The following is a 15,663-nucleotide window of genomic DNA, read 5'->3' on the forward strand; positions in this document are numbered from 1 at the left end:
CGACCCGACGCCAACACCTCCCACAAATCCCCCACACTCCCCGCACCAGGAACCCGGCACGACATACCGACCACCGCAATGGCATCGTCGGACACAACGGCGTCCTGCTTCTTCGACATGACGGGCGAGCCTCATTCCTTGGTCATGAGGGAATCCACGTATTCCGTTATGGATTCGAGGGTCGGGCAGTCGTACACGATGGTGGCCGGGAGATCGAGGCCGGTGGCCTCGCTGGCCTTGTTGCGGAGGTCGACCGCCATGAGGGAGGTGAACCCGATTTCCAGCAGCGGTGTCTCGGGCCGTACGTCGGCCGCGGAGTCCGCGCCCATCACCTCGGCCGCCAGGTCCCGCAGCACGGACAGCAGCAGCGGGCGCCGTTCCGCGGCGGGGGCGGCGGCGATCCGGGCCGCCGTGCCCGGCTCGTCCGGGTCGGCCGCCTCGTCCGCCACGGCCGTCGCCGCGGCGGCGGTCGCGGTGGTGCGGCGCGGGGGCGCGACCTCGTCGAGCCAGTAGGGGCGGCGCTGGAAGGCGTACGGCGGCAGCTCGGTCAGGGCGGCGGTGTGGCCGGCGGTCTGCGCCGACCAGTCGACGGCGGTGCCGCGGATGTGCAGCCGGGCCAGGGCGGTGAGGAAGGCGGTGGCCTCGTCCTGGTCGCGGCGGGCCAGCGGGACCGCCTCGGCCTGGTTCGCGGCGGCGCCGGCGAGGCACTCGGTGACCATGGAGGTGAGCACGCCGTCCGGGCCGACCTCCAGGTAGGTGCCGACGCCCTGGGCGGCGAGCCAGCCCACGCCGGAGGCGAAGCGGACGGTGTCGCGGACGTGGCGCACCCAGTACTCGGGGGTCGCCAGTTCCTCGGCGGTGGCGGCCGTGCCGGTGAGGTTGGAGACGAGCGGGATGCGCGGCGGGGCGTAGGTGAGGCCCTTGGCGACGGTGGCGAACTCGTCGAGCATGCCGTCCATGTGCGGTGAGTGGAAGGCGTGACTGACCGTCAGCCGCTTGGTGCGACGGCCCAGTGCGGTGAAGTGGGCGGCGACGCGGGCGACGGCGTCGGTGTCGCCGGAGACGACCACCGAGGCGGGGCCGTTCTCGGCGGCCAGGGACAGTCGCTCCTCCTGGCCGGCCAGCAGGGGCCCCACCTCGTCGGCGGAGGCCTGGACGGCGAGCATCGCGCCGCCGGGCGGCAGCGCCTGCATGAGACGGCCGCGGGCGGCGACCAGCGCGGCTGCCTCCGCCAGGGTCCACACGCCGGCGATGTGGGCGGCGGTGAGTTCGCCGATGGAGTGTCCGGCGAGGAAGGCGGGCCGCACCCCGAACGCCTCGAGCAGCCGGTACTGGGCGACCTCGAAGGCGAAGATGCCGGCCTGGGTGTACGCGGTGCGGTCGAGCAGGCCGGGCTCGTCGAGGACGACGTGCCGCAAGGGCTGTTCCAGGTGCGGGTCGAGTGCGGCGCAGGCCTGGTCGAACGCCTCGGCGAAGACGGGGAAGCGATCGTGCAGGGCGCGTCCCATGCCGGGGCGCTGGGAGCCCTGGCCGGAGAACAGGGCGGCCAGCGGGGCGCGGGCCAGGCCCGCGGGGGCGGGGGCGCCGCGGACGACCTGCGGTGCGCCGCTGCCGCGGGCCAGCTTGGCCAGGCCCCGCTCGAGCGTGTCGCGGTCGCCGCCGACGACGACCGCACGGTGTTCGAAGGGGGTGCGGCCGGTGCCCAGGGTGTGGGCGACGTCGGTGAGCGCGAGCGCCGGGTGCGCGGTCAGGTGGGCGGCGAGCCGGGTGGCCTGGTCGCGCAGGCCGCGCGGGGTGCGGGCGGCGAGCGGCCAGGCGAGGGGGGCCGGGCCGGAGCCGGGCGTGGCCCCGTCGGCGGCTGTCCGCGGTGCCTCCTCCACGATGACGTGGGCGTTGGTGCCGCTGATGCCGAAGGACGACACGCCCGCGCGGCGGGCCCGGGAGCCGCGCGGCCAGGGCATGGCGTCGTGGAGCAGGGCCACGGTGCCCGCGGACCAGTCGATGTGGGCGGTGGGGCGTTCGGCGTGCAGGGTGGCCGGCAGCGTCTCGTGTCGCAGGGCCATCAGCATCTTGATGACCCCGCCGACGCCCGCGGCGGCCTGGGCGTGGCCGATGTTGGACTTCAGGGAGCCCAGGCGCAGCGGCCGTGCGGTGTCGCGGCCCTGCCCGTAGACGGACTGGAGGGCCTGGGCCTCGATGGGGTCGCCGAGGGTGGTGCCGGTGCCATGGGCCTCGACGGCGTCGATGTCGCCGGCGGTGAGGCGGGCGTCGGCCAGCGCGTCCTGGATGACCCGCTGCTGGGAGGGCCCGTTGGGTGCGGTCAGGCCGCTGCTGGCGCCGTCCTGGTTGACGGCGCTGCCGCGCAGCAGGCCGAGGACGCGGTGTCCGGCGCGGCGGGCGTCGCTGAGCCGCTCCAGGTAGAGCACGCCGACGCCTTCGGCCCAGCCGGTGCCGTCGGCGTCGGCGGAGAAGGACTTGCAGCGGCCGTCGGGGGCCAGGCCGCGCTGCCGGGCGAACTCGACGAAGGTGCCCGGGGTGGCCATGACGGTGACCCCGCCGGCCAGGGCGGTGGTGCACTCGCCGCTGCGCAGTGCCTGGCAGGCCAGGTGCAGGGCGACCAGGGAGGAGGAGCAGGCGGTGTCGAGGGTGAGGGCGGGGCCTTCGAGGCCGAGCGAGTAGGAGATCCGGCCGGAGGCGACGCTGGGGGCGCTGCCGGCGCCGATGTAGCCCTCGTAGCCGGCGGGGGCGGGGCGCAGCCGGGAGCCGTAGTCGCTGTACATGACGCCGACGTAGACGCCGGTGCGGCTGCCGCGCAGGGTGCGCGGGTCGGTGCCGGCGCGTTCGACGGCGGCCCAGCTGTGCTCCAGCAGGAGGCGCTGCTGGGGGTCGATGGCGAGGGCTTCCTTGGGGGTGATGCCGAACAGGCCGGCGTCGAAGGCGGTGGCGTCGTCGAGGAAGCCGCCCTGGCGGGTGTAGCAGGTGCCGGGGGCGTCCGGGTCGGGGTCGTACAGGCCCGCGAGGTCCCAGCCGCGGTCGGCGGGGAAGTCGCCGACGGCGTCGGTGCCGTCGGCGACCAGCCGCCACAGGTCGTCGGGGGAGGCGACGCCGCCGGGGTAGGCGCAGCTCATGCCGATGACGGCGATGGGCTCGTGGGCCGCGTCCTCGAGTTCGTCGATGCGGCGGCGGGCCTCGCGCAGGTCGAGGGTCATCCGCTTGAGGTAGTCGAGGAGTTTGGGGTCCTGTTCGCTCATCACGCCGCTCCGTCCGTGGCCCGGGCCGCCCGGATGCGGGCGGCGATGCCCGCGGGGGTGGCGTCGTTGTAGAGGTCGACCATGCGGACGGTGACCTGGAAGCGGCTCTCGACGCGCTGCACGAGCTGGGCGCCGAGCAGGGAGTGGCCGCCGTGGGCGAAGAAGTTGGCGGTGGCGTCGACGTCGTTGCGCTGGAGCAGTTCCCGCCACAGGGCGACGAGTCCGGCCGTCACCTCGTCGCCGTCCTCGGCGCCGGGTCCGGCGGCGGCGCGGGCGGCGCGCCGTTCGGCGGCCAGCCGGGTCAGCGCCCGGTGGTCGGTCTTCTGGCTGACGGTGGTGGGGAAGGCGGTCACGGTCAGGTACTCCTGCGGTACGGCGGCTCCGGGCAGGGCGGCGCGGGCGTGCTGCCAGAGCCGGGCGGGCAGGTCGTCGGGTGCGGCGCCGTCGGCGGGCACGAGGAAGGCGACCAGGGCGGGCCCGGTGGGTGCGTCGTCGACGACGACGGCGGCGCCGGACACGTCCGGGTGTTCCAGCAGTACGGCCTCGACCTCGCCGAGTTCGATGCGGTTGCCGCGCACCTTGACCTGCCGGTCGACCCGGCCGTGCAGTTCGAGTTCGCCGGTGGGCAGCCAGCAGGCGAGGTCACCGGTGCGGTAGAAGCGGCCGTGGACGGGGTGGACGGCGAAGCGTTCGGCGGTCAGCTCGGGCCGGCCGTGGTAGCCGGCGGCCACCCCGTGCCCGGCGATGCACAGTTCGCCGCGCACGCCGACGGGCAGTTCCCGGCCGGCCTCGTCGGCGACGAAGGCGACGGTGTTGCTGAGGGGGCGGCCGATGTCGACGCGGGTGGCGTCGTCGGGGACGAGTCCGGAGGTGGAGTAGACGGTGGTCTCGGAGGGGGCGTAGGCGTTGCGCAGTTCGCAGCCGGCGGCGGTGATCCGGCGGGCGAGTGCGGGCGGCAGGGGTTCGCCGCCGGTGAGGCCGCGGCGTCCGGCGAGCAGGTCCTCGGCCGCGTCGGTGATGATCCGCCAGGTGGTGGGGGTGGCCTGGAGGATGTCGACGCCGTGGCGGGTGAGGACCTCGCGCAGGACCCGGCCGTCGGTGCGGGCGGTGTCCGGGGCGACGGCGACCCGGCCGCCGCTGACCAGCGGCAGGTACAGCTCCACGGAGGAGATGTCGAAGGTGAAGGTGGTCAGCCACAGGGTGGTCTCGCCGGGCGCGGCGCGCAGTTCGCCGGCGAAGTGCGCGATGACGTTGGCGACGCCGCGGTGGGTGATGACGGTGCCCTTGGGCTGTCCGGTGGAGCCGGAGGTGTAGATGAGGAACGCGGTGTCGTCCGGTCCGGGCGCGGCGGCGAGGTCGGCGGGCGCCGGTACGGCCGTGGGCTCGCCGGGTGCCGCCATGGGAAGGACGGGGATGCCGGGTCCGGCCTGCACCTCGACGCCGTCGGCGGCGAGGACGGCGCCGGCGCCGGAGTCCGCCAGCAGGTAGGCGGTGCGCCGGGCCGGGTGGTCGGGGTCGAGGGCGACGTAGGCGGCGCCGGCCAGCCAGGTGCCGAGGACGGCGGCGGCCAGTTCGGGGCCGCGGCGTCCGGCGACGGCGACGACGGAGCCCGGGGTGACGCCGGCGGCGGTGAGCCGGTCGCGGTCGGTGAGCGCGGCCGCCCACAGGGAGCCGTAGGAGGTCTCGCGGTCGCCGGTGACCACGGCCGGCGCGCCGGGTGTGCGGCGCACGCTGCGGGAGACGGCCTGGAGCAGGGTGGCGGGGCTGACCTCGCGGCCGGTGTCGTTGGCGGCGGCGATGACCGCCGTGTCGCACTCGCTGTGCACCGGGATCTCGCCCATCGGCCGCTGCGGCTCCTCGCCGAGCGCGACGAGGAGGGCGTCGTAGCGCTCGAGGAGGAACTCGGTGTCGGTGCGGCTGAGGATCTCGGTGTAGAAGACTCCGCGGATCTTGATCTCCTCGGGTGAGGAGAAGAAGAAGAATTCGAGGTCGAACTTGCTGTGCCCGTTCTCCACGAGGAGCCGGCGGGCGGGGGTGCCGTCGATCTCGAAGTGCTCGGGGCCCGCGTCCGGCACGTAGTTGAACAGGTGCCGGAAGACGGTGTTGCGCCAGGACGCGCCGGTGTGCTGGACCTCGGGCAGCAGCGCGTCGACGGGTACGTCGGTGTGGGTCATCGCACCGAAGAAGGCGTCGCGGGCCCGGGCGGTGAGGTCGCCGAAGCCGGCGTCGAGGTCGACGTGGGCGCGCAGCGGGAGGGTGTTGACGTGGTAGCCGATGGCCCGCGGGGCGTTCCGGCCGCGGACGTTGACCGGGGAGCCGACGACGATGTCGGGTCCGGCGCCGTGCCGGGCGAGCAGCAGGTAGTAGGCGGCGAGCAGGACGACCGCCTCCGGTGCGCGCAGTTCGCGCTGCATCCGCCGGACCGCCTCGTGCGCCTGCGGGGTCAGGGAGTGCAGGACGTAGTCGCCGGTCAGGGTGGGTTCCGGAACGTCCTCGGTGCCGCAGTCCAGGCCGAGCGCGCTCGGGTCGAAGCCCTTGAGGTGCTCGCGCCAGTACGTGAGGCTCGCCTCCTCGTAGGGAGTGGACCGCAGCACCGGCTGGACCTCGCGCAGTCCGTCGGGGATGCCGAGCCCGGCCGACACGGCCTCGTACGCCTCGATGAACTCCTGGAGCAGGATCGCGGAGGAGACGGTGTCGAAGACGATGTGGTGGACGACGACGCAGACCACGTCGCCGTCGGGGCCCTGGAGGTGGGCGGCGCGCACCAGGGGCGTGCCGTCGAAGGCGAAGGGTTCGCGCACCACCGCGTCGATCTCCGCGTCGGCCGCGTCCGCGCCGATCTCCCGCACCCGCACCGGGACGGTGAACCGTGCGGCCGGCACCACCTGCTTCACCAGGCCCGCGGCGGTGCCGTAGAAGACCGTGCGCAGGATGTCGTGCCGGGCCAGCAGGGCGTCGAGGGACTGCTGGATCTCCCACTCGCCCAGCGTGCCCTCGGCGGTGAAGACGATGGAGAGGTTGTTGACCGCGCTGTCGGGGACGAGCTGTTCGAGCAGCCACAGCGCCTGCTCCTTGCGGTTGGCCGCGACGAGAGCGGGCGCCGGGGCGTTCACCGGCGACGTGGGAGTGGTGAGCATTCCGGTTTCCTTCGCAGGTCGAAAGGCGCGGTCGGGCTTCGCTGGCTGGAGGTCAGGTGCGGTCCTTGATCAGGCGGGCGACGCTCCGGCCGATCTCCGCGGTGCGCAGCAGGTCGACGTGGGCGACGTCGAAGCGCAGTTCCTCGGCGGGCAGGTCGTCGAACTGGCCCGGGTGCAGGGCGCGCAGCGCGTTGAGGCCGCTGGTCGGGGTGGCGGAGGTGATCACGGTGGAGCGCCCCCAGGCCGGCAGCGGTTCGATCTGCTCGGCAGTGGCCAGGTAGGACAGGAACGCCCCGGCCGTCTCGGTCAGTTCGGCCCGGCGCGCGGCGTCGAGGCCGAGCTTGTCGAAGGCCTTCTCCGCCACGCCGTGGTAGAGCAGCAGCAGCCTGCGGGCCAGGTCGGCCAGGTTCGGGCTGTCCTCCTGGGCGCGCTGCCCGGCGTCCTGCGCGGCACCGGTCGCGATCGGGCCGACGGTCGGCGTCATCTGGCCGACGGCCTTGTGGAACTGCCAGTACATGCTGGCCGCGGAGGCGCGCTCGGGGTCGAACAGCACGGTCAGCGGGTAGCTGCCCTGCCAGGCCTCGACCTCCTGGGCGAGCGCGGCCGCGTAGACGCTGCCCGCGCAGAACCCGAGGACCGCGCGGACCCGGCGGCCGCCGGCCCGCACCTCGTCCGTCCACTGCTTGATGTAGGCCTCGGCGGGCAGGTCGGGCCGGGTGGCGACGGCCTGCGGGACGGTCTCCCACAGGGTCAGGCCGTCGCCGAGGTGTCCGGCGAGGTCGGTGAACCGGGCCTCGGCGCGGCCGCTGGCGTCGAAGTCGGCCGCGAGGACCACGGACGCCGGGTCGTCGTCGAGGAGCACGTTCCAGGTGGCGGGTGCCGTGACGGTGGCCGTCGCGGCGGCCGTTGCCTTGGTCATGGGGTGGTCCCGTTCTGTCGGAGTCGATGGCGAGGGGGTGTACGGCGTCGTCGCCGGCGCCGCCGGTCCGCCGGGCGGGTGCGCTGGGCCGGGCGGCCGGGGCGGGCCCGGCGGGTGGGTCCCGGCCGTGCGGGGCGCCACCGCCCCGGGGGGTGTCCGGCGGACGGGTCGGTTCATGCGGGCCGCCCGAATTCCTCGTCGATCAGCTCGAGGATCTCCGCGGCCGAGGCGCCCTGGATACGGGCGACCGCGTCGGCCTCCGCACCGGCGGCCGGGTCCTGCCCGTCGCGCTCCTGCGCCGACCAGGCGGCCAGCAGCCGTTCCAGCCGGGCGGCGACCGAGCGGCGCAGCTCCTCGCCGGGTCCGGTGGCCAACGCCGCCTCCAGCCGGTCCAGTTCGGCGAGCAGCGGCTGCGGTGCCGAGGCCGGGCGGTGCGTCGTGCACAGGAAGTCGGCGAGGTCGGCGGGCGTGGGGTGGTCGAAGACCAGCGTCGCGGGCAGCGGACCGCCGGTCACCGCGCTGAGCCGGTTGCGCAGCTCCACCGCGGTCAGCGAGTCGAAGCCCAGGCTCTTGAAGGGCTGTTCGTCCTCGATACGGCTGTCGTCGGGATGTCCGAGCACCGCCGCCACGGTGGAGCGCACCAGCCGCAGGCACACCTGCGACTGCTCCTCCTCCGCCAGCCCGGCCAGCTGCTCGGCCAGCGGCACCGCGGCCCGCCCCGGGCCGTGCGCCGCCGTACGGCGCACCAGCCCGCGCAGCCGCGCCGGCAGGGTGCCCGCGTCGGCCCGCTCCCGCAGCGCGGGCAGGTCGAACCGGGCAGCGACCAGGACCGGCCGGTCCGCGCCGAGCGCGGCGTCCAGCAGCGCCAGGCCCTCGCTCACCGCGAGCGCCCGCAGCCCGCCCAGCCCGGTCCGGGCCGCCCCCATCCCGTCCCGCTCACCGGTGCCGCTCCACAGCCCCCAGGCGATGGAGGTCGCGGCCAGTCCCTGGGCGTGGCGGTACTCGGCGAGACCGTCCAGGTAGGCGTTGGCGGCGGCGTAGTTGGCCTGGCCGGCGTTGCCGGTCTGCCCGGCGACCGAGGAGAACAGCACGAACGCGCGCAGACCGAGGTCTCGGGTGAGCCGGTGCAGCTGCCAGGCGCCGTCCGCCTTCGGCCGCCACACCCGAGCCAGGCGCTCGGCGTCGAGCGACTGCACCACACCGTCGTCCAGCACACCGGCGGTGTGCACCACGGCGGTCAGCGGATGGGCGGGATCGACGGAGGCGACCAGGTGGGCGAGGGCGGCGGGGTCGGCGGTGTCACAGGCCACCAGCCGGGCCTGCGCGCCCGCGTCGTGCAGCTGGGCGAGGAGTGCACCGGCTCCGTCGGCGTCCGGACCGCGACGGCTGACGAGCAGCAGGTGGCGCACCCCGTGCGCGGCGACCAGGTGCCGGGCGACCGCCCCGCCGAGGGCGCCGGTGGCGCCGGTGAGAAGGACGGTGCCCTCCGGCTCCAGGTCCGTGGCAGCGGCGACCGGCGTCTCGGCGGGCGCCAGCCGGGGTACGGTCACCTCCCCACCGCTGATCCGCAGTTCCGGCTCGCCCGCGGCGAGGGCGCGCGGCAGCGTCCGCCAGGCGGCCTCGTCCCCGGGATCGAGCCCGACGATCACCACCCGGCCGGGGTGCTCGGCGGCGACGGTACGCAGCAGGCCGTGCGCGGCGAGGACACCGGGTACGGCGTTCACGGCGTTCCCGCTCAGCAGCACCAGGATCGAGCCGTCCTGCGCCGGGTCCGCGAGCCAGTCCTGCACCCGCGCCAGCAGACGCCGCACCCCGGCGAGGGCACCCGCGCTGTCCGTCACGTCGTCGTCGCAGGCCAGCAGCGCGTAGCGGCGGGGCGTGCCGGGTTCGGCGCCGGCGACCCCGAGCGCGGCACCGGCACCCAGCGGGTCCGGACCCCACACGGCCGCCTCAGCCGCCAGGTCGACCGCCCCGTCCGGCAGTTCCACCTGCTTCCAGACCAGCTCGTGCAGCGGAACGGCGGTGGCCTGCCGGTGGGCTGCGGCGAGGGTGAGTTGGCCGAGGGTGAGGGTGTCGGTGGTGAGGGTGAGGGTGCGGTCGGTGGTGGGGGTGAGGGTGACGTGGAGGGTGCGGTCGGTGTGGTGGGTGGTGGGGGTGTGGGTGGTGATGGCGTTCCAGGTGTGGGGGATGAGGGTGTCGGTGAGGTCGGGGGTGGTGGCGAGGAGGGCGTGGAGGGCCGCGTCGAGGAGGGCGGGGTGGACGGTGTGCCCGGCGGGGTCGAGGGAGTCGGGGAGGGTGACGGTGGCGTGGAGGGCGCCGGTGGCCGGGTCCTTGGTGAGGTGGGTGAGGTTTTGGAAGGTGGGGCCGTAGTCGTAGCCGTGGTCGGTGAGGCGGTCGTAGAGGCCGGTGAGGTCGACGGGTTCGCTGCCGGGTGGGGGCCAGGCGGCGGGGGTGGGGGTGGCTTGGGTGTCGGTGGTGGTGAGGGTGGCGGTGGCGTGCAGGGTCCAGGCCGCGTCGTCGCTGTCGGCGGGGCGGGTGTGCACGGTCAGGGCGCGGGTGCCGTCGTCGGCGGCGGGCTGGGCGGTGATCTGGAGGGTGAGTGCCGTGTCTTCGTCGAGGACGAGGGGGGTGAGGAGGGTGAGGTCGTCGACGGTGGTGTGGCCGGTGTGGGTGGCGGTGTGCAGGGCGAGGTCGACCAGTGCGGTGCCGGGCAGGAGCACGGTTCCGGCGATGGCGTGGTCGGCCAGCCACGGCTGGGAGGCCAACGACAGCCGGCCGGTGAGCAGGAGGTGTCCGGAGTCGGCGAGTTCGACCTGTGCACCGAGCAGGGGGTGAGCTGCCGCATCCAGACCGGCTCCGGTGACGTCACTGCGGGTGGTGCCCTGAAGCCAGTACCGCTCACGCTGGAAGGCGTAGGTGGGTAGCGGGGTGCGCCGGCCACCGGTGAGCAGGGGAGTCCAGTCGACTTCGGCGCCGGTGGCGTGGGCGGTGGCCAGGGCGGAAAGGAAGGTGCGTTCTTCGTTCTCGTCCCGCTTCAGCAGGGCAGCGGCGGTGAACTCACCAGCGTTCAGCGCGCCTTGCACCATGGTGGTCAGTACGGGGTCGGGGCCGAGTTCGACGTACCGGCTCACGCCCTGTTCGCCGGCGAGGGTCTGGATGCCGTCGTGGAAGCGGACGGTGCCACGGATGTGCCGGGCCCAGTAGCCCGGGTCCGTCAGCTCCTCGGTGGTCGCCAGTCGCCCGGTGACGTTGGAGACGATCGGAATGAGCGGGGCGTGGAAGGTGAGTGTCGAGGCGAGCTGGGTGAACTCCTCCAGCACCTCGTCCATGTGGGGGGAGTGGAAGGCGTGGCTGACGGTGAGGCGTTTCACCTTCACGCCCTCGGCGCGGAAGCGTTCCGCGATTTCCTCGACCGCGTCCGCGTCACCGGAGACGACGACCGCCGCGGGACCGTTCACCGCGGCCAGATCCACCCGGCCCGCATACTCACCGATGACCGGAGCCACTACAGCTTCCGGTGCGGCCACCGCGAGCATCGCCCCGCCATCACGTGCGGCCTGCATCAGCCGGCCCCGCGCGGCGACGAGCCTGCCCGCGTCCTCCAGCGACAGCACCCCCGCGACATGCGCGGCGCTCAGCTCACCGATGGAATGCCCGATCAGCACGTCCGGGCGCAGCCCGAACGCCTCCACCAGCCGGAACAGCGCCGTCTCCACCGCGAACAGCGCCACCTGCGTGTACTGCGTCTGGTCGAGCAGGTTCGAGTCGCCGAAGACGACCTCACGCAACGGCCGCTCCAGATACGGGTCGACCACCGCGCACACCGCGTCGAAGGCCTCCGCGAACACAGGCTGGGCGGCATACAGCTCCCGGCCCATCCCCGCCCGCTGACTGCCCTGCCCCGTGAACAGGAACGCCGTACGGCCCGAGTCCGCCACCCCGGTCGGTGCGTCGCCGTCCGCCAGTGCCGTCAGCGAAGCCAGAAGCTCGTCCCGGCCGCTGCCGAGCGCGACCGCCCGGTGCTCGAACACCGTCCGCGTCTCCACCAGGGACCGGGCCACATCCAGCACGCCCGCCGAAGCATCCGCCGTGACGAACTCCCGCAGCCGCACCGCCTGCTCCCGCAGCGCCTCCGCCGACCGGGCGCTCAGCACCCACGGCACGACACCCGGAACCTGCGCACCCTCCCCGGCGACAACCGCCTCCGGCTCCGCCTCCGCTTCCGCCGCCTGCTCGATGATGACGTGGGCGTTCGTGCCGCTGATGCCGAAGGACGACACCGCCGCCCGGCGCGGCCGGTCCGCCTCTGGCCAGTCACGCTCCTCCGTCAGCAGGGACACCGCCCCCGCCGACCAGTCCACGTGCGGACTCGGCGCATCGACGTGCAGCGTCCGAGGCAGCACCCCGTGCAGCATCGCCTGGACCATCTTGATCACTCCGCCGACGCCGGCGGCGGCGAGCGTGTGGCCGACGTTGGACTTGAGCGAGCCGAGCCAGAGGGGCCGTTCGGGGCTGCGGTCCTGCCCGTAGGTGGCGATGAGGGCCTGGGCCTCGATGGGGTCGCCGAGCTTGGTGCCCGTGCCGTGCGCCTCCACGGCATCCACGTCGGCGCCGGTCAGGCGGGCGTTGGCCAGGGCCTGCCGGATGACCCGCTGCTGAGCCGGGCCGTTCGGGGCGGTCAGGCCGTTGCTCGCGCCGTCCTGGTTGACGGCGCTGCCCCGCACCAGGGCGAGGACGGGGTGGCCGTGGCGCTGGGCGTCGGAGAGGCGCTCGACGAGGAGCATGCCGACGCCCTCGCCCCAGCCGGTGCCGTCGGCGGACTCGGCGAAGGCCTTGCAGCGGCCGTCCGGCGAGAGGGCCCGCTGGCGGGAGAACTCGATGAAGTTGACCGGGCCCGCCATCACGGTGGCTCCGCCCACCAGGGCCAGCGAGCACTCGCCCTGACGCAGGGCCTGGGCGGCGAGGTGCAGGGCGACCAGGGAGGAGGAGCAGGCGGTGTCGACGGTGATCGCCGGGCCCTCGAGGCCGAGGGTGTAGGCGACGCGGCCGGAGGCGATGCTGGTGGTGGTGCCGGTGGAGACGTACCCCTCGATGCCGTCGGGCAGTTCACCGACCCGGGTGACGTAGTCGCCGGTGATCACTCCGGCGTAGACGCCGGTGTCGCTGCCGCGCAGGGTGTGCGGGTCGATGCCGGCCCGCTCCAGCGCCTCCCAGGCCGTCTCCAGCAGCAGGCGTTGCTGGGGGTCCATGGCGACGGCCTCGCGCGGGTTGATGCCGAAGAAGTCCGCGTCGAACTCGGCGGCGTCGTACAGGAATCCGCCCTGGCGGGTGTACGAGTGGCCGGCGGACTCCGGGTCGGGGTCGTACAGGTCCGAGGACCAGCCGCGGTCGGCGGGGAACTCCCCCACCGTGTCCACGCCGTCCGCCAGCACCCGCCACAGCCGCTCCGGGCTGTCCGCGCCGCCGGGGAAGCGGCAGGCCATGCCGACGATGGCGATGGGGTCGTCGCCGGTGGCCGGTGCGGGCCGCTCGGTGGGCGGTGCGGCGGCCGGGGCAGCGCCCACCAGTCCCTCGCGCAGGTGGGCGGCGAGCGCGGCCGGGGTGGGGTGGTCGAAGATCAGCGTGGGTGACAGGCGGCGGCCGGTGGCGGCGCTGAGGCGGTTGCGCAGTTCGACGGCGGACAGCGAGTCGAAGCCCATCGTCTTGAACGCGCGCCCCGCGTCGAGGCTGCCGCCTCCGGTGCGGCCGAGTACGGCGTCCACCTCGGTCCGTACGACATCGAGCAGCGCCTGCTGCTGTTCGGTCTCGGTGAGGCGGGCGAGCCGGGCGGTCAGGGCCTGCTCGCCGGTCCCGGCGGCGCCCTTCTCCGTGCGCCGGACCGGGTTTCGCAGCAGGCCGCTGAGCAGCGGGGGAAGCGTGCCGTTCGCGGCGCGGGCACGCAGGGCGGGCGGATCCACGGTCACGGGCACCAGGGCGGGCCGGTGGTGGCCGAGCGCGGCGTCCAGGGCGGCCAGGCCCTGTTCGGCGGTGAGCGGGGCGATGCCGGTCGCGCTCATCCGGGCCAGCTCCGCGGCACCGAGGTGTCCGGCCATGCCGTGGGTGGTGTGCCACAGGCCCCAGGCGAGGGAGGTGGCGGGCAGGCCGTGGGTGTGGCGGTGGTGGGCGAGGGCGTCGAGGAAGGTGTTGGCGGCGGCGTAGTTGGCCTGGCCGGCGTTGCCGAGGAGGCCGGCGGCGGAGGAGTACAGGACGAAGGCGGCGAGGTCGAGGTGGGCGGTGAGGCGGTGCAGGTGCCAGGCGGCGTCGACCTTGGGGCGCAGGACGTGGGTGAGGCGGTCGGGGGTGAGGGTGGTGAGGAGGGTGTCGTCGAGGACGCCGGCGGTGTGGATGACGGCGGTGAGGGGGTGGTCGGGGTCGACGGAGTCGATGAGGTGGGTGAGGGCGGTGGGGTCGGCGGTGTCGCAGGCGACGAGGCGGGGTTGTGCGCCGGCGTCGGTGAGGGTGCTGAGGAGTTCGGGGGCGGTGTCGGCGTCGGGTCCGCGGCGGCTGGTGAGGAGCAGGTGGCGGATGCCGTGTTCGGTGACGAGGTGGTGGGCGAGGAGGCGGCCCAGGGAGCCGGTGGCCCCGGTGATCAGGACCGTGCCCCGCACGTCCAGCCCCCGCGGCACCGTCAGCGTCACCTTCCCGGTGTGCCGGGCCTGGCTCATGTGCCGGTAGGCGTCACGGGCCTGCCGTACGTCCCAGGCGGCGACCGGCAGCGGCGTCAGCGCCCCGCTCTCGAACAGCGCGATCAGCTCCTCCAGCATCTCCTGGATCCGCTCGGGACCGGCGTCCATGAGGTCGTACGCCTGGTAGGCCACGCCCGGGTGCCGGACGGCGACCTCGCCGGGGTCACGGATGTCCGCCTTGCCGATCTCCAGGAAGCGTCCGCCGCGCGGCAGCAGCCGCAGTGAGGCGTCCACGAACTCGCGGGCGAGCGCGTCGAGGACGACGTCCATGCCCTGGCCGCCGGTGCCGGTGCCGGTGAGGAAGTGCTGTTCGAAGTCGGTGGTGCGGGAGTTGGCGAGGTGGGCGTCGTCCAGGCCGAGGGCGCGCAGGGTGTCCTGCTTGCCGGGTGAGGCGGTGCCGTACACCTCCGCGCCCAGGTGCCGGGCGATCTGCACGGCCGCCATCCCCACACCGCCGGCCGCGGCGTGCACCAGCAGCCGCTCCCCGGCCCGCAGCCCCGCCAGGTCCACCAGCCCGTAGTACGCGGTGAGGAAGACGATGGGTGCCGCGGCGGCCTGGGCGAACGTCCAGTCGCCCGGCACGCGCACCAGCGTGCGGTGGTCGGTGACGGCCACGGGCCCGCCCCCGTCACCCAGCAGCCCCATCACCCGGTCGCCGGGCGCGAACCGGCTCACCCCGGGCCCGGTCTCCACCACGACACCGGCACCCTCGCTGCCCATCGGTGCCTCGCCGGGGTAACTGCCGAGGGCGATCAGCACGTCACGGAAGTTGAGCCCGACCGCGCGTACGGCCACCCGCACCTGCCCCGCGGCCAGCGGCGCGGTGGCCGACGGGGACGCGACGAGCGCGACCTTGTCGAGGGTGCCCTTCCCGGTGCTGCCGAGGTGCCAGCCGTCCGTACCGGCCGGGGGCACGAGGACGCTGTCGGCGGCCGCCTTGACGAGCCGGTTGCCGCGCACCTCGCCGTCGCGCAGGACGAGTTGGCCCTCGGACGTGGTCGCGGCCGCGCGCAGGGCGGCGGCCCGGGCAGCCAGGTCCTCACCGCCGGCACCGAGGTCGAGCAGGGTGAAGCAGCCGGGCGACTCGCTCTGGGCGGTACGGATCAGTCCCCACACCGCCGCGCCGGGCAGATCGGTGACCGCCTCACCGGGCCGGGTCGCCTGTGTGCCCCGGGTGACCACGACGAGCCGCGCGGCCACCGGCCGCGTCTGCGCCGACCAGCCCCGGACCAGGTCCAGCGCCTCGGCGACGGCGGTGTGCGTGGCCGCCACGACATCGTCCCCGGCGGCCGCCGCCCGGCACAGGTCCACGAACACGGCGTCCGGTACGGCGTCCCGGTCCCCCGCGAGCAGCCCGTCGAGGTCGGCGTACCGGGGAGTGCCCTCGCCCAGGGCGCCCACGAGCGCCGAACTCTCCGGGCCGATCACCGCGGTACGCAGACCCCCCGCGCTGTCTTCGGCCGCGTCCGACGCCTGCTCCGACTCCGCGATCGGCACCCAGGCGACGGCATGCAGCGTGTCCGAGACCCCGGGACGCGCCGAGCGCAGTTGGCCGGGGGTGAGGGGGTGCAGGGTGAGTTGGCCGAGGGTGAGGGTGTCGGTGGTGAGGGTGAGGGTGCGGTCGGTGGTGG

5 protein-coding genes are annotated in these 15,663 nt (G+C 74.7%); all 5 read right to left on the bottom strand.

Going from position 1 to position 15,663, the window contains the following annotated elements:
• Nucleotides 1–119, bottom strand: a 119-nt coding sequence (locus ACZ6CZ_RS36330; protein ID WP_469030095.1) for a beta-ketoacyl synthase N-terminal-like domain-containing protein, incomplete at its 3' end; no start/stop codon positions are given.
• Nucleotides 120–131: 12 nt separating this feature from the next.
• Nucleotides 132–3,251, bottom strand: coding sequence for a type I polyketide synthase (locus ACZ6CZ_RS36335; RefSeq protein WP_469030084.1), 3,120 nt, complete (start codon nt 3,249–3,251; stop codon nt 132–134).
• Nucleotides 3,251–6,388: a non-ribosomal peptide synthetase gene (locus ACZ6CZ_RS36340; protein WP_469030086.1), complete on the bottom strand. Its 3,138-nt coding sequence runs from the start codon at nt 6,386–6,388 to the stop codon at nt 3,251–3,253. The genes ACZ6CZ_RS36335 and ACZ6CZ_RS36340 overlap by 1 nt, the downstream gene beginning before the upstream one ends.
• A gap of 52 nt (nt 6,389–6,440) precedes the next feature.
• Nucleotides 6,441–7,307, bottom strand: coding sequence for a hypothetical protein (locus ACZ6CZ_RS36345; protein ID WP_469030089.1), 867 nt, complete (start codon nt 7,305–7,307; stop codon nt 6,441–6,443).
• 173 nt (nt 7,308–7,480) lie between these two features.
• Nucleotides 7,481–15,529 carry an SDR family NAD(P)-dependent oxidoreductase gene (locus tag ACZ6CZ_RS36350; RefSeq protein WP_469030092.1) on the bottom strand — a complete coding sequence of 2,683 codons (8,049 nt, stop codon included), beginning with the start codon at nt 15,527–15,529 and terminating at the stop codon, nt 7,481–7,483.
• Nucleotides 15,530–15,663: the final 134 nt, after the last annotated feature.

The sequence above is a fragment of the Streptomyces sp. NPDC041135 genome (assembly GCF_055592085.1).

What these genes read in the sequence shown, in the direction of transcription:
- ACZ6CZ_RS36335 (WP_469030084.1), bottom strand. Translation starts at nt 3,251, where the DNA reads ATGAGCGAACAGGACCCCAAACTCCTCGACTACCTCAAGCGGATGACC.
- ACZ6CZ_RS36340 (WP_469030086.1), bottom strand. Translation starts at nt 6,388, where the DNA reads ATGCTCACCACTCCCACGTCGCCGGTGAACGCCCCGGCGCCCGCTCTC.
- ACZ6CZ_RS36345 (WP_469030089.1), bottom strand. Translation starts at nt 7,307, where the DNA reads ATGACCAAGGCAACGGCCGCCGCGACGGCCACCGTCACGGCACCCGCC.